The organism is Haloarchaeobius baliensis, assembly GCF_052060055.1.
GTDB classification, from domain to species: domain Archaea; phylum Halobacteriota; class Halobacteria; order Halobacteriales; family Natrialbaceae; genus Haloarchaeobius; species Haloarchaeobius baliensis.
The window spans coordinates 337,345-351,881 of record NZ_JBPPFR010000001.1; the positions used below are offsets into that span (position 1 = coordinate 337,345).

Annotated in this window: 11 protein-coding genes; 6 read left to right on the forward strand and 5 right to left on the reverse strand. The window is 68.8% G+C overall.

The genetic code is table 11. From position 1 onward, the window contains the following. Nucleotides 1-35 precede the first annotated feature (35 nt). From ACSG06_RS01685 to ACSG06_RS01700, 4 genes are all read left to right on the forward strand, one after another. Complete coding sequence (locus ACSG06_RS01685; RefSeq protein ID WP_440988527.1) at nucleotides 36-1,487, forward strand: aldehyde dehydrogenase family protein; 1,452 nt, start codon at nucleotides 36-38, stop codon at nucleotides 1,485-1,487. 389 nt (nucleotides 1,488-1,876) lie between these two features. Continuing rightward, nucleotides 1,877-3,205 carry an O-acetylhomoserine aminocarboxypropyltransferase/cysteine synthase family protein gene (locus ACSG06_RS01690; RefSeq protein WP_440988528.1) on the forward strand — a complete coding sequence of 443 codons (1,329 nt, stop codon included), beginning with the start codon at nucleotides 1,877-1,879 and terminating at the stop codon, nucleotides 3,203-3,205. Then, nucleotides 3,202-4,464: a homoserine O-acetyltransferase MetX gene (gene metX / locus ACSG06_RS01695; protein WP_440988529.1), complete on the forward strand. Its 1,263-nt coding sequence runs from the start codon at nucleotides 3,202-3,204 to the stop codon at nucleotides 4,462-4,464. Before ACSG06_RS01690 ends, metX begins: the two co-directional genes overlap by 4 nt. A 443-nt stretch (nucleotides 4,465-4,907) precedes the next feature. Next, nucleotides 4,908-6,209 (forward strand): O-acetylhomoserine aminocarboxypropyltransferase/cysteine synthase family protein, encoded by a 1,302-nt coding sequence (locus tag ACSG06_RS01700; protein WP_440988530.1) that lies wholly within the window; start codon nucleotides 4,908-4,910, stop codon nucleotides 6,207-6,209. 821 nt (nucleotides 6,210-7,030) lie between these two features. Here ACSG06_RS01700 and serB read toward each other — a convergent pair. Beyond that, the gene (gene serB, locus ACSG06_RS01705) at nucleotides 7,031-7,666 is read right to left on the reverse strand and encodes a phosphoserine phosphatase SerB (RefSeq protein WP_440988531.1); all 636 of its coding nucleotides are present in this window, start codon (nucleotides 7,664-7,666) and stop codon (nucleotides 7,031-7,033) included. Between the two features lie 132 nt (nucleotides 7,667-7,798). Between serB and ACSG06_RS01710 the strand changes: the two genes are divergently transcribed. Further along, the gene (locus ACSG06_RS01710; protein WP_440988532.1) at nucleotides 7,799-8,191 is read left to right on the forward strand and encodes a DUF7522 family protein; all 393 of its coding nucleotides are present in this window, start codon (nucleotides 7,799-7,801) and stop codon (nucleotides 8,189-8,191) included. 19 nt (nucleotides 8,192-8,210) lie between these two features. On the opposite strand, the gene ACSG06_RS01715 is transcribed toward ACSG06_RS01710, so the two are convergent. Then, on the reverse strand, nucleotides 8,211-8,828 hold the full coding sequence (locus ACSG06_RS01715) for a DUF7504 family protein (protein ID WP_440988533.1): 618 nt from the start codon (nucleotides 8,826-8,828) through the stop codon (nucleotides 8,211-8,213). Between the two features lie 155 nt (nucleotides 8,829-8,983). Between ACSG06_RS01715 and ACSG06_RS01720 the strand changes: the two genes are divergently transcribed. After that, a complete protein-coding gene (locus tag ACSG06_RS01720; protein WP_440988534.1) occupies nucleotides 8,984-10,069 on the forward strand; it encodes a DUF373 family protein in 1,086 nt (361 codons plus the stop codon). 20 nt (nucleotides 10,070-10,089) lie between these two features. On the opposite strand, the gene ACSG06_RS01725 is transcribed toward ACSG06_RS01720, so the two are convergent. The 3 genes from ACSG06_RS01725 to ACSG06_RS01735 all read right to left on the reverse strand — a co-directional run bounded on the left by ACSG06_RS01725 (nucleotide 10,090) and on the right by ACSG06_RS01735 (nucleotide 14,480). Further along, a complete protein-coding gene (locus ACSG06_RS01725; protein ID WP_440988535.1) occupies nucleotides 10,090-10,932 on the reverse strand; it encodes a polyprenyl synthetase family protein in 843 nt (280 codons plus the stop codon). 75 nt (nucleotides 10,933-11,007) lie between these two features. After that, nucleotides 11,008-13,338, reverse strand: coding sequence for a methyl-accepting chemotaxis protein (locus tag ACSG06_RS01730; RefSeq protein ID WP_440988536.1), 2,331 nt, complete (start codon nucleotides 13,336-13,338; stop codon nucleotides 11,008-11,010). Next, entirely contained in the window at nucleotides 13,335-14,480 is a 1,146-nt protein-coding gene (locus tag ACSG06_RS01735; protein ID WP_440988537.1) for a BMP family lipoprotein, read from the reverse strand. The genes ACSG06_RS01730 and ACSG06_RS01735 overlap by 4 nt, the downstream gene beginning before the upstream one ends. Nucleotides 14,481-14,537 lie beyond the last annotated feature (57 nt).

The following is a 14,537-nucleotide window of genomic DNA, read 5'->3' on the forward strand; positions in this document are numbered from 1 at the left end:
GTACTACTAATCCGCCCGACGCCGAAGCATCGTCTATGGCATACGACGGCCCGACACAGCTGTACATCGACGGTGACTGGACGGACGCGGCGTCCGGCGAGACGCTCGAAACGTACGACCCGGCGACGGAGGAGCTCTACGCCGAGGTAGCGGCGGCGGGTCCCGAGGACGTCGACCGCGCGGTCGAGGCGGCCGAGGCTGCCGCTGCACACGACAGCGAGTGGAGCCGCATGGGTCCGGGCGAGCGCGGCCAGCACCTCCACGCGATGGCCGACGCCATCGAGGCGATGGACGAGGAGATCGGCCTCGTCGAGTCCCACGACAACGGCAAGACGCCGTTCGAGGCGTCCATCGACATCGGCATGGTCGTCGACACGTTCCGGTACTACGCCGGCTGGACCGACAAGATCCAGGGCGAGACCATCCCCGTGGACGGCCCGCGCCTGAACTACACCCGGCGCGAGCCGCTCGGCGTCACCGCCCACATCAGCCCGTGGAACTACCCGTTCCAGCTGGCGGGTCGTTCGCTCGCGCCCGCGCTGGCCGCCGGCAACACGGCCATCCTGAAGCCGTCGAGCGAGACGCCGCTGTCGGCGCTCTACTACGCGAAGGCCGCCGAGGAGGCCGGCCTGCCCGACGGCGTGTTCAACGTCCTGCCCGGCCGCGGGAGCACGGCGGGTGACGCGCTGGCCAGCCACGAGGGCGTCGAGCACGTCGCGTTCACCGGCTCGACGGAGATCGGCAAGCACGTCATGGAGACGGCGAGCGAGCACGTCACCGGCGTCACGCTCGAGCTCGGCGGCAAGGGCCCGCACCTCGTCTTCCCCGACGCCGACCTCGACGCCACGTCGAAGGGCGTCCGCAACGGCATCTTCATGAACTGCGGCCAGATGTGCTGGGCCGGCTCGCGCCTGGTCGTCCACGAGGACGTCCACGACGAGCTGGTCGACATGGTCTGCGAGATGGCCGAGGCGATGCCGCTCGGCTCCGGCATCGACGACGACGGCCGGATGGGCCCGCAGGTCTCGGCCAGCCAGCAGGACGAGGTCCTCTCGTACATCGAGCAGGGCGTCGAGGAGGGCGCGACCGTCGCCGCCGGCGGTGGCGTCCCCGACGACAAGGACGTCGGCCACTTCGTCGAGCCGACGGTGCTGACCGACGTGACCAACGACATGACCGTCGCCCGCGAGGAGATCTTCGGGCCGGTGCTGTCGGTCATCGAGGTGAGCGACGAGGCGGAGGCCATCGAGGTCGCCAACGACTCGCCGTACGGGCTGATGTCGGGCATCTGGACGAACGACATCAAGCGCGGCCACCGCGTCGCCGAGCGCCTGGAGTACGGCATGGTCTCCATCAACGAGTACCCGGTCACCTTCCCGCAGACGCCGTTCGGCGGCTACAAGGAGTCCGGCTACGGCCGCGAGCAGGGCGAGGAGGCGATCCAGGAGTACACGCAGGTCAAGAACGTCAACGTCAACCTGTACTGAGACCGGCGGTCACGCGCCCCCCGTTTGAAGAGAGAGCGCCGATTCTCAGTCGCTCGGAATCGGCGGTCCCCTCTTTCTGTTCCGACGGCGAAGCCACGGAGTGGGCCGAGGCACCCGCGCCTATCTGTATGTTCGTTGGACCGGATTGGCTCGGCCCCTGCACCCATCCGGGTCGGCTTCCCGACCGACCCGGGCTGCCTGCTGAATCCACCACCATCTGCAGTCCATCACTGGACTCTCTCTTCCCGTGCCTTCGTCGACGAGGGTCGCCTCCCGTGAGCCGTCGACGTCGCGCGTCCCGACGTGAGGAACGTGGACGCACCGGTGGTTCCATCCAATATTGCCGTAACTGAGAGTTATACGGTATTGCAGGAATATGCACCACGTACATGACCGACGACGCCAGCTTCGACACCCGCGCGCTCCACGCGGGCGGGGAGCCGGACCCGGCGACAGGGGCCCGCGCGCCCCCGATCTACCAGACTACCTCCTACACCTTCCCTGACGCCGACGACGCCGCCGCCCGCTACGCGCTCGACCGCGACGACCACGTCTACTCGCGCATCTCCAATCCGACGGTCGACCGCCTGGCGGAGCGGCTCGCGTCGCTCCACGACGCCCCCGGCGCGACCGCCACCACCAGCGGGATGGCCGCGCTCGACGCCCTGACGCTCGTCCTCGCCGAGGCGGGGGACACCGTCGTCTGCTCGACGGACACCTACGGCGGCACGACCTCCTACCTCTCGAACATCGCGCCCCGGCGTGGCATCGAGACGACGTTCGTCGAGACGCTCGACCACGACGCCTACGCCGACGCCATCGACGAGGACACCGCGTACGTCCACGTCGAGACGGTCGGCAACCCCTCGCTGGTGACGCCGGACTTCGAGCGCGTCGCCGACCTGGCCCACGCCCACGACGTCCCCCTCGTCGTCGACAACACGTTCGCCACCCCGCACCTCTGTCGCCCCCTCGAACACGGGGCCGACGTGGTCTGGGAGTCCACGACGAAGTGGCTCCACGGCTCCGGCACGACCGTCGGCGGCGTCGTCGTCGACGGGGGCGACTTCGACTGGGAAGCAGGCGGCTACGACGAGCTCGCCGGCGAGAGCCCGGGCTACGACGGCGTCGACTTCTCCGAGCGGTTCGACGCGCCGCTGGCGAAGGCCGTGCAGTACCGGTCGTTGCGCGCGCTCGGCAACCAGCAGTCGCCGTTCGACGCGTGGCAGACCCTCCAGGGCATCGAGACGCTGCCGCTGCGGCTGGACCGCCACTGCGAGAACGCCACCATCCTCGCCCAGTTCCTCGACGACCACGACGACGTGGCGTGGGTCTCCTACCCCGGCCTCGAATCGCACCCGACCCACGAGCACGCGAGCCGCTACCTCCGGGACTACGGCGGGATGCTCACCTTCGGGCTGGAGAACGGCTACGCCGGTGGGAAGCGCTTCTGCGAGAACGTCGAGGTCACGTCGTTCCTCGCGAACGTCGGCGACGCGCGATCGCTGGTCATCCACCCGGCGAGCACGACCCACGCACAGCTCACCGAGGCCGAGCAGCGCGACGCCGGCGTCACCCCGGACCTCCTCCGCTTCTCGGTCGGCATCGAGGACCCGGCGGACCTGCTCGCCGACGTGGAGGGGGCCATCGCGGCGGCGACCGACTCCGGGACCGACGGCACGGTCCCCGCCGGCGACGAAACGGAGGGGTCGCGATGAACGAGCGCGGCGTCGCCGAGCTCGGCGAGTTCACCTTCGAGTGCGGCGAGTCCGTCGCGGACCTCGAGATCGCCTACGAGACCTACGGCGAGTACGAGCCCGCGGAGGGCGACCGACACGCCGGCAACGCGGTGCTGGTCTGTCACGCTCTCACCGGCAGCCAGCACGTCGCCCGGCGACCCGAGCGCGGCGATGGCGGCGACGACGCGGGCGACGCGGGCGACGGGACCGACACCGCCGGCCAGGCCCGCGCCTGGTGGGGCGACGTCGTCGGACCGGGCAAGGCTATCGACACCACCGAGCAGTTCGTCGTCTGCGCGAACGTCCCCGGCTCCTGCTACGGCTCCTCCGGCCCGCCGACCGAGGGCCCCGACGGCGAGCCGTGGGGCACCGACTTCCCGCCGGTCACCGTCGCGGACTGGACCCGTGCGCAACGCCGGCTCCTCGACCACCTCGGCGTCGGCCGGCTCCGGGCTGTCGTCGGCGGCAGCGTCGGCGGCATGAACGCGCTCGACTGGGCGGTGCGGTACCCCGACGACGTGGACCACGTCGCCGTCGTCGCCGCCGCCCCCCGGCTGGACGCGCAGTGCCTGGGGCTCGACACGGTCGCGCGCCGCGCCATCACCACCGACCCGAACTGGAACGGGGGCGACTACTACGGCGACGACCGACCGGACCCCGACGACGGGCTCGCACAGGCACGCCGTATCGGCCACATCATGTACCTCTCGAAGGACTCGATGGACGGCAAGTTCGGCCGTCGCTCCGCCGGTCGCGGCCACTCCCGAGAGTCGCCCGACCCCGCCGGCTCGTTCTTCCCGTACCGGGACGTGGAGTCGTACCTCGACTACAACGCCGAGCGGTTCGTCGAGCGGTTCGACGCCAACGCATACCTCTACCTCGTCCGCGCGATGGACGAGTACGACGCCGCCGCCGGATACGAGTCCGACGCCGCCGCCCTCGGCGCGTTCGACGGCGAACTCCTCTGCCTCTCGTTCACCGGCGACTGGCACTTCACCGTCGGGCAGTCCGAGGGACTCGCCGCGGCCGCCCGGGAGGCCGACGTCCCCGTCGCCCACCACGTCGTCGACTCCGACCACGGCCACGACGCCTTCCTCGTCGAACCCGAGCGCGTCGGCCCACCCCTGTCGGACTTCCTCGCCGACGGCGTCGCCGGCCAGGCCGTCACCGACACCGTCGAATCCACCGACGACGGCGACGAGTTCGCGCCGGTGCACACGAGTCTGTTCGGGGACTGAGAACCCATATCTTCACAGCCGGGTGGCGCGCGGCCGCACTCGTCCCCGAGCGCAGCGAGGCGGGCGAGTGCACGCTCGCGCGAGGGACGAGCATCGCAGGGAGCGCTAGCGACTGAGAAGCGCAGGAGGCTGGGGAGGCGTGAGGTGCGGTGCGGTCGCGGGCGGGTGGGACTGAAAGGGGCTGGTCGCTCGACGAACCCCGACGCAGCAAGCACCGCAGGCACGAGGAGCGCAGCAAGTCGCGGGAGTCGAGCGAGCAGGGGCTTTCTGGCTGTTCGTGGTGCAAGCGAGTCCCACGATTGACCGAACGTACCGGCCGGTCGCAGTCACCACGACGAATCCAGCTCAACCCGAGACGACAACAACGATTTCTAGCGTCACTCATAGCGTCAAATCCGGCCGCTACCACCGCGTTACTACCCCCGCCGTCCGTACGACCGCCCATGACAGAGGACGAATCCAACGAGCGACAGTTCGCCACCCATTCACTCCACGCGGGACAGGAGCCGGACCCGGCGACCGGCGCCCGCGCACCGCCGCTCTACCAGACGACGTCGTACGTGTTCGAGGACGCCGACGACGCGGCAGCCCAGTTCGCGCTGGAGAAGCCGGGCCACATCTACTCGCGCCTGATGAACCCGACCGTCTCGACGCTGCAGGAGCGCCTCGCGGCACTCGAGGGCGGGGTGGGCGCGGTCGCCACCGCCTCCGGCATGGGTGCCCTCAATCTCGCCACGTTCCTGCTGGCCGACGCGGGGGACAACATCGTCACCGCCTCGTCGCTGTACGGCGGGACGTACACGTACTTCACGCACACGGCGCCGCGGAACGGCGTCGAGGCGCGGTTCGTGGACACGCTCGACTACGACGCCTACGCGGAGGCCATCGACGACGACACAGCGTACGTCCACTTCGAGACCATCGGGAACCCGGCGCTGGTGACGCCGGACATCGAGCGCATCTCCGACATCGCACACGACCACGGCGTCCCGCTGTTCGTCGACAACACGTTCGCGACGCCGTACCTCTGCCGGCCGCTCGACCACGGCGCGGACCTGGTCTGGGAGTCGACGACGAAGTGGCTCCACGGCTCGGGCACGACCGTCGGCGGGGTCCTCGTCGATGGCGGCTCGTTCCCGTGGGACGAGTACGCCGACGACTACCCGGAGATCGCCCAGGAGAACCCGGCGTACCACGGCGTCAACTTCTCCGAGCGCTTCGGGGAGGCCGCGTTCACCTACGCCGCCATCGCCCGGGGGCTTCGCGACCTCGGCAACCAGCAGTCGCCGTTCGACGCGTGGCAGACCCTGCAGGGCATCGAGTCGCTGCCGATGCGGATGGAGCGCCACTGCGAGAACGCACAGGTCGTCGCCGAGCACCTCGCCGACCACCCCGAGGTGTCGTGGGTGAACTACCCCGGGCTGGAGGACCACGAGACCCACGGGGAGGCCAGCGAGTACCTCGAGGGCGGCTTCGGCGGCATGATCACGTTCGGGCTGGCCCAGGGCTACGACGCCGCGCAGGCGACCGTCGAGTCGACCGAGCTCGCCAGCCTGCTCGCGAACGTCGGCGACGCGAAGACGCTCGTCATCCACCCGGCGAGCACCACGCACCAGCAGCTCACCGAGGAGGAACAGCTCGCGGCGGGCGTCACGCCCGACATGGTCCGGCTCTCCGTCGGCACCGAGGCTATCGAGGATATCGTCGCGGACCTCGACCAGGCCATCGCGCAGGCGACGAACTGAGAGGACTCCGTTTTTCCCGCTCTGTTGAAATCCTCATCAGGTGCTACGTCCTGACCTGGTTGCGGTCAGTACAGGTGGACTATGTGTAACGAATATATTTAAAAAGTGAAGATGGCGAGGCCATATTTCCATATTATTTAATTACAAGAGTTCTGTTCAGACATATGCAATCTGCCTTCATTACCGACTCTAATAGAGTACACGAATTCGTCGCATTCGATTTGAGACTGTGAATAGCTGGCTTCAACCGAATTGTCGTCAAGTATAGCAGCAATCTCAGTATTTCTAGCAGAGATTCCAGGCTCGATTGTGATTTGACTGTCTGGGTCTATTTCATGCTCTTCATCATATAGTGTTGAACTGCCCTCTGTAATAGTGATTTTAACCCTATGAGCCTCATCGTGCCAGTTTGTGAGTAGAATAGAAATATCTGACTTATTCACACGTGAGCATCCGGCTAAGCCAATAACAACTGAGGAGGTGATGAATGTTCTTCGCCAAAGTTTGACCATACCGCATGTTCCTGACCATTGGTAATCAGATTTATGTCAGATGACCAAATTTAACTAGTGGAAAATATTATTAATGGTGGCCCCTATTGGTTGCTTTTACAGTCCAAAGGCCCAATTAAAACAAACCGTCGAACGTTTCAATAATGCCCTGTATTCAGTACTGCTCTTTCGACACTAACTCAATTTGATAGGATCCTGGTGTTACATTCGTACGAACTACCTAACGTCAGTTTCAGCGGCAGAATTGTCGAATGAGTTTCATTTAAACAGCGTCGATTTTTTCCGGTTCGTGCTCCGAGTTCTGCCGACTCAGAGCACGCCGCGCGCTTCCAACAGCTTGCGCAGTTCGGCCATCGTCGTCACGGACTCGTCGCACGAGGGAGCCACGGCGGGCTTCGGGGCGAACCCGACCGCGAGCCCGGCGACCTCCAGCATCGGCAGGTCGTTCGCGCCGTCGCCGACCGCGACCGTGTCCGCCATGTCGATGTCCAGTTCGGCCGCGTGGGATTCGAGCGCGTCGTCCTTCGTCCCCTCGATGAGCGGCCCCTCGACGTCGCCCGTCAGTTCCCCGTCGGCGACGGGGAGGCGGTTCGAGACGATGGCGTCGACGGTGACGCCCTCGCGTTCGAGCGCGGCCTCGACGCCGCGCTGGAATCCGCCCGTGAAGATGGCTGTCGTCACGCCCGCCTCGTTCAGTGCACGGATGAGGTCGGCCGCGCCGGGTCGCAGGCGAACCTCGTCGAAGGCGGCCTGTGCGTCCTCGTTCGGGAGTCCGTCGAGCAGGGCCGCGCGCTGGCGGAGGCTCTCGGCGTAGCCGATCTCGTCGTTCATCGCCCGCTCCGTGATGTCCCGCATCTGGTCCGCCACGCCGTAGCGGCGGCCGAGCAGCACCGTCATCTCCGAGTCAGAGAGCGTCCCGTCGAAGTCGAACGCGACCAGGGTCATTGGGTCCCCGTTCGACACCGGCCGGTAAAGGGGTTCAGGTTCCCGCAGGGCTGGCTGTCGATGCGGCGCCCGACGGACGTCGCGATTGGGGCGCGCACATCATTTATGTGTCGACCGTCCGAACCGACGGCCATGACCGCCGACGACTTCGACGGTGTCGAGGACGCCGATCTCCGGGCGCTCCTCGCCGAGTTCGACCTCGGTGACGACGTGCGACTCGCCTTCCGGTTCGAGGGCGAGTCGTACGACCTCGTGCACGTCCGCGACGACGTCGCCGCACAGTTCACCGACGAGGAGCTGGAGAATCGGGTCCAGACACTGATGCTGAAGGGCCTCGGCGACCCGCCGAGCGACGACTCGCTGTTCGACTTCGGCGAGCTCGACGCGACCCTGCGGTTCTACGACTCGGTCGTCGTCGCCTCCTACCCCGACGAGGAGTGGTCCGGGGTCGTCGTCGTCGCAGAGCGGTCCGAGAGCGAGGCCGTCGAGAGGACCCTCGACAGCCTCGAGAACGGCGAGCTGTAGGGGGTCAACCGCCGGCCGACTACACGGGCGTCCACGTCCGCGGGCCGATGTCGAGCCCGCGGACACGGGCCTCCCGCCCATCGTCCTCGTCGCGCACCTCGATCAGTGCGTCGAACGGCTGTCTGAGCACCGAGTACGACCGTGCGTCGCCCACGTCGTCGAGGACGAAGCCGCCGCGGAACTCCGCGCCCCCGACCCGTCCCGTCAGTACGTGCAGGAACTGGTACACGCGCCGGAGGTCCGCGTACATCAGCGTCGTCGAGAGCGTGTGCATCCCGAGGGCGACCGTGTCACAGGACGCCTGCAGCTGGCGCATGAACTCCGAGGCGCGGATCCCGATGCCGGTCAGGTCGCCGGCGTCCGAGACGAACCGGTGGTGCTGGTCCTCGCGCCGGGCGCCCAGCTGCCGGCTCACGCAGTCGACCACCCGTAGCGCGGGCTCCGGCGTATGCCGTCTGAACTCGCGTTCGATCACCGACGCTCGCTTGCGCGTCGAGACGAAGACCGTCCCGTCGGTCGTGCCCCCGCCGAGCAGCTCGTACAGCAGTTCGCGCTTGCCCGTCAGTGGCGGCCCCGCGACCAGCACGTTCGTCCCCTCCGGGATGGTGTCGAACGCCGACCCGACCGTCGCTTGCATGCTTCGTCGTGCGTACGATGCCGACCCATTTCAATGGTCTCCCAAAACGCACCCGGGCTGGGCGGGGCCGGACCGTGACACGAGCCCCGAAGACATCGACGCAGACTGACACGGAACCAAAAGCACTTGACCGGTACCGGCCAACGGAGACGTGAATGCTGCTCGTGCTGTGCGTCGACCTCGACGACGACGTCGGCCGCAAGACCGACGTGCGCACGCCGGTCGTCGGCCGTGACGCCGTCGAGGAGGCGGCGGTGAAGCTCGCCACGGTCGACCCCGAGGACAGCGACGTCAACGTCCTGTTCCAGGGGGTCCACCTCGCCGACGAGCTGGCCGCCGAATCCGTCGAGGTGGCGGCGGTCGCGGGCAACGAGCGCGGCGACGTGAGCGCGAACCGGCAGGTCGGCGAGGAGGTCGACGAGGTGCTCGCCGGACTGTCGACCAGCGAGGAGGTCACCGCGCTCATCGTCACCGACGGCGCGCAGGACGAGTCCGTCATCCCGGTCATCCGCTCGCGGGTGAAGGTCGACGGCGTGCGCCGGGTTGTCGTCCGGCAGGCCCAGGACCTCGAGTCGATGTACTACACCATCAAGCAGGTGCTGAACGACCCCGAGACCCGCGGGACCATCCTCGTCCCCATCGGCATCCTCGTGCTCATCTACCCGCTCGCGCTGCTGGGCGACCTGTTGAACCTCCCCGGCTCGATGCTCGGGCTCTCCTCGGCGCTGCTCGGCCTCTACCTCATCTCGCGCGGGCTCGGCCTCGGCGAGCGCCTCGACGAGGCCGTCGACCGCGCCCGCCGCGGGCTGTACGCGGGCCGGATGACGCTCATCTCCTACGTCGTCGCCGCGGCCCTGCTCGTCGTCGGCGGCGTCTCCGGCGTCGAACAGCTGGAGGCGGTCCAGGCCGCGAGCCCGACCTCGCTCACCGCGACGGAGGTGCTCGCCGCGCTCACGTTCGGGGCCGTGCGCTGGTTCGCCGCGGCCGGTGTCACGACCAGCCTCGGCCAGATCACCGACGAGTACATCGCCGGCTCGCTGGAGTGGCGCTACCTCAACGCACCGTTCTACGTCGTCGCCATGGGCGCAGTGCTGCACGCCGTCGCCGCGTACTTCCTCCAGTTCATGGTGCTGACGGGGATGGCGGCGGTGCTCACCGGCGGGACGCTGCTGGCGCTGGCGAGCACGCTCGCCTTCGCCATCGCGGAGACGCACTTCTCGGAGCGCGTCGAGGCAGGGTAGAACGAGGGCGGGGAGACGGGCTACCGCTCCCGAACCACGACGAACCGCGCGAGGTCCTCCAGGTACTCCCGGGCCTCGGTGTTGCCCGACTCGACCGTCGAGAGCGCGTCGAGCGCGGCGTTCGCCTCGGCCTTCGCGCGGTCGTTCGCGGCCTCCGGCGTGAGGTCGGTCACCTGCACCACCGAGGGTCGGTCCATCTCGGCGTCCTGCCCGGTGGGCTTGCCGAGGTCGTCGGCATCGGCGGTCGCGTCCAGCACGTCGTCGCGGATCTGGAAGGCGACGCCGACGCGTTCGGCGTACTCGCCCAGCGCCTCGACCGTGTAGGCGTCCGCGTCGGCCGCGACCGCACCGAGTTCGGCGGCGGCCCGGAACAGCGCGCCCGTCTTCCGGCGGGCAAGCTCCATGTACTCCCGCTCGTTCGTCGGCTGGGCGGCGAGCTCCGTCGCCTCCCCCTCGCCGAGCTCGACCATCGCCTCGGAGACGATCTGCATCGCCTGGGGGTCCGACGAGAAGAGCGCGAACGCCTCGCCGAGCAGCCCGTCGGAGGCGATGATGGCCGGGCCGTAGCCGTACTCGGCCCACGCCGCGGTCGTGCCGCGGCGCACCTCGGACTGGTCGATGATGTCGTCGACGACGAGCGACGCGTTGTGGACCAGCTCGATACCGACCCCGAAGTCGACGGCGTCCTCCGGACGCCCGCCCGCGGTCTCGCAGGCCAGCACCGTCACCGTCGGCCGCACCCGCTTGCCCCCCGAGAGCGAGACGTGTCGCAGCTCGTCGGCGAGCTCCGGCGGCTCGACGGCGTCCAACACCTCGACGAGCCGGTCGTCGACCAGCTCGCGCCGACGCTTCAGGAACTCCATCGCGAGAGCGTTAGGAACGCCACGAAAAGTAGGTGACGGAACACGCCGGCCCGCGGTGGCGGGCCGAGAGCGGTCTCAGTTACCGAACTCGAAGGCCGAGTCACCCGAGCTCGCTGGCCCGGCGACGAGCTCCGCATCGGCGTCCTCGTCGGGGTCGGTCTCGAACCGCTCCAGCACCTCGCTCAGCTGCGTCGCCTGGTCCGAGAGGTCGCTCGCGCTGTCGGAGACCTCGGTGAGCGCGGTGGTCTGCTCCTCGGCGGCCGCGGCGACGTTCTCGGCCTCGCTCGTGGTCTCCTCGGAGATGGTCGCCGCGTCGTCGACCATCGCCACGACCTCCTCCGTGGAGGCAGCCTGCTCCTCCGACGCCGCCGAGATCTCCTGGATGCCGTCGTTGGTCTCCTGGGCGTACTCGGCGATCTCGTCCAGCGCGTCGGCGGCCGCCGCGACCGAGCTGGCCTGCTCGGCGATGCGGGCGGCGGTCCCCTCGACCTCCTCGGCGGTCGCGTCGGTCTGGCGCTTGATGCGTTCGAGCCGGGCCTCGATGTCCTCGGCCGCGTCCTTCGTATCCTGTGCGAGCTCCTTGACCTGCTGGGCGACGACCGCGAAGCCCTGGCTGTCGCCGTCGTCCCCGCCGCCGCCACGCGACGCCTCGATGTTCGCGTTCAGCGCGAGCATGTTCGTCTCGTTGGCGAGGTCGGTGATGAACTCGATGAGCTCGTCGATCTGGCCCATCTCCGCCTCCAGCGCCGCGATGGCGTCGACGGCGTCCTCGGCCTCGGACTCGACGGCGTCCATGCCCTCGATCGCCTCCTGTGCGGCGTCGCGCCCCTCGCGGCCGGTGCGGGCGGTGCGTTCGGCGAGGTCGGCGACCTCGTTCGAGGAGGCCGCGATCTCCTCGGTCGTCGTCGCCAGCTGGTCCATCTCGTCGTCGACGGACTGGAGCGACTCGTTCTGGCGCTCGGCGCCGTCCGAGATCTCCTGGACCGATTCGGTGACCTGTTCGGACGCCGACCTGACCTCCTCGCTGGAGGCGGTGACCTGCTCGGAGGCGGCCGCCACGTCGCCCGCGAACGACTTGACGCGGTCGGTCGTCGCCTCCAGCTCGGCCACCATCTCGTTGAACTCCTCGGCGATGTCGGTCATCGCCGCCGACTGCGACTCGGGGTCCATCCGGACCGTGAGGTCGCCGCTTCCGGCGGCCCGCATCACCGCGCTGTAGCGGTCCGCCTTGCGCTCGAGGTGCGTGTTCAGCTCCTCGGCCTCCGCGCGGGCCAGTTCGGCCTCCTCGCGGGCCTCGGTCGCCTCGTGGATGCGCTCCCGGAGCGCGTCGCGCATGCTCCCGAACGCACCGTACAGCCGGCCGATCTCGTCGGTCCGCCCCGTCGAGAAGTCGACGGAGAGGTCGCCGTCCTCCATCGCCCCGGCCTTGTCCCGGAGCTCCGCCAGCGGCGTCACCGTCTGGCGCGCGAGCACCGCGCCGACCAGCGTGAGCGAGAGCAGGCTCGCGACGACGATGCCGCCGACGTACGTCGCGACGGTGTCCCGGACCGCGTACGCGTTCGACTGCTCCATCGTCGTGATGGCGACCCAGTCCGTCCCGGGCACCGGCGCGTAGGCGTGGACCTGCCCCGCGCTGGACTGGAACACGGACTCGTCGTCGCCGGTCCGGACCGTCGCGAGCGCGTCGCCGTGGACGGTCTGGTCGACGCGCTCGTCCGGCTGCAGGACGGCGTCGCCGCCGTCGTTGATGATGCGCGTCGTCGCGTCGCCGTCGCCGCTCGAGATGGTCTCCAGATGCGTCTGGATGCGGCTCACGACGACGACGTACCGGTCCTCGTGGGCCGGCACCGAGCTGGCGAAGGCGACGACCGGCTCGCTGTCGTGCACCGGCGACTGGTAGGAGGTGTTCGACACCCACACCCGGTCGCTCTCGCCGGCCGAGCCGCTCGCGACCGCGGCAGCGGTCCACGGCGCCTCGAACTCGTCGAGGCTGCGACCCTCCAGCGGCGTGACCGTGCTCGCCGCGACGGTGCCGGACGTGGCGTTCACGTAGTGCATCGAGAGGATGTCGTCCGAGAGTCTGGTCTGTTCCGCACGGAGGTACGCGCGGGCGCCGGCGTCCTGCCGGAGCTGCGTCCCCGCGGAGACGGTTCGCGTCTGTATCTTCATGCTCTCGACCCAGTTGCCGAGCGAGTCACCGCGGAGCTGGCTCGTCTCCTCGAGCTGGTCCGCCGTGCTGTCCTCGACGGTGCCGGCGGCCTGTGCGTAGCCGAACAGGCCGACCCCACCGATGATCAGGAGCACGACGAGCATCGACACCGCGAACTTCACCGCGTAGCGCCGCCGGACGAACCCGGGCACGAGGCGTGCGACCCCCGAGGTGCCGTCGTCGGACCGCTCGCTCATCGGGCGACCACCTCCTCGCCGTCGTCGGAGGGCTCCGTCGGCACGGTGATGTCCCCGTCGACGATGGCCTGGCGCGACACCGCGAGCGCGTCACGCACCGCGTCGGGGATCGCGTCGCCGATCTGGTCGCCGTAGACGACCTCCAGCCCCTGGCGTTCGAGCCCGAGCGAGACGACAGCGCTGCCGTCGTAGCTGCCCGTGATGACCGACTCCACCGCCGTGTACACCGCGCTGTCGACGCGTTTGACCATGCTCGCGAGGATGACGTTCGCGAAGCGGGGGTCGCTCAGCGACTGGTCCGAGTCCACGCCGATGGCGAACCGACCCGCCTCCTGTGCGGCCTCGAACACGCCGATGCCGCTCCCGCCGGCCGCGTGGTAGACGATGTCGGCGCCCCGTTCGTACATCTCCGCCGCCACCGTCCGCCCGGCCGCCGCGTCGTCGAACGACCCGACGTACTCCCGGAGCACCTCGACGTCGCCGTCGGCGTGTCTCGCTCCGGCGGCGAACCCGGCCTCGAACCTGTTGAGGATCGGGACGTCGACGCCGCCGACGAAGCCGACCGTCTTCGCTGTCGGGTCCGTCTCGCCGGCACCCGCCGAGAGCTCGCGGCTCGTGAGCAGCCCGGCGAGGTGGCCGACCTGGAACGAGCCCTCCTGCTCGCGGAACACGTAGCTCGCGACGTTGTCGGCCTCGACCACCGAGTCGACGATCATGAACCGCTGGTCGGGGTGCTCGCCCGCGGTCGTCCCGAGCGGGTCGGCCTGCGAGAAGCCGACACAACAGACGAGCTCGTAGTCGGGGTCGTCGGCGTTCGCCAGCCCGCGCTGGAGCGGTCCGAACTCGTCGCCCCCCTGCGGGAGCCGGTTCGTGTACGTGATGTCGTAGTCCAGCCGTGCCTCCTGGACCCCGCGGTTCGCCATGTCGTTGAACGACTTGTCGCCGAGCCCACCGAGCGAGTAGACGACACCCACCGCCGTCGCGTCGCTCGTGGCCGCCGCCGTCGTTGCCCGCGAGTCGGTCCCGTCCGCGGCGTCGCCGCCGCCGCCACCCGAACCGAACGTGCCTGTACAACCTGCCAGCAGACCGCTTCCCACGGCACCGGCGGTCGCGACGAACCGCCGCCGAGTGTTCCAGCCCATTTCGTGATACGTTGTGCGACAAGTATCCGTTTAACGTTTGTTCATTCGCCCGCTGAA

Bases quoted from the DNA above. Each gene is read 5' to 3' on its own strand.
- ACSG06_RS01685 (WP_440988527.1), top strand. From the start codon at position 36: ATGGCATACGACGGCCCGACACAGCTGTACATCGACGGTGACTGGACG.
- ACSG06_RS01690 (WP_440988528.1), top strand. From the start codon at position 1,877: ATGACCGACGACGCCAGCTTCGACACCCGCGCGCTCCACGCGGGCGGG.
- metX (WP_440988529.1), top strand. From the start codon at position 3,202: ATGAACGAGCGCGGCGTCGCCGAGCTCGGCGAGTTCACCTTCGAGTGC.
- ACSG06_RS01700 (WP_440988530.1), top strand. From the start codon at position 4,908: ATGACAGAGGACGAATCCAACGAGCGACAGTTCGCCACCCATTCACTC.
- serB (WP_440988531.1), bottom strand. From the start codon at position 7,666: ATGACCCTGGTCGCGTTCGACTTCGACGGGACGCTCTCTGACTCGGAG.
- ACSG06_RS01710 (WP_440988532.1), top strand. From the start codon at position 7,799: ATGACCGCCGACGACTTCGACGGTGTCGAGGACGCCGATCTCCGGGCG.
- ACSG06_RS01715 (WP_440988533.1), bottom strand. From the start codon at position 8,828: ATGCAAGCGACGGTCGGGTCGGCGTTCGACACCATCCCGGAGGGGACG.
- ACSG06_RS01720 (WP_440988534.1), top strand. From the start codon at position 8,984: ATGCTGCTCGTGCTGTGCGTCGACCTCGACGACGACGTCGGCCGCAAG.
- ACSG06_RS01725 (WP_440988535.1), bottom strand. From the start codon at position 10,932: ATGGAGTTCCTGAAGCGTCGGCGCGAGCTGGTCGACGACCGGCTCGTC.
- ACSG06_RS01730 (WP_440988536.1), bottom strand. From the start codon at position 13,338: ATGAGCGAGCGGTCCGACGACGGCACCTCGGGGGTCGCACGCCTCGTG.
- ACSG06_RS01735 (WP_440988537.1), bottom strand. From the start codon at position 14,480: ATGGGCTGGAACACTCGGCGGCGGTTCGTCGCGACCGCCGGTGCCGTG.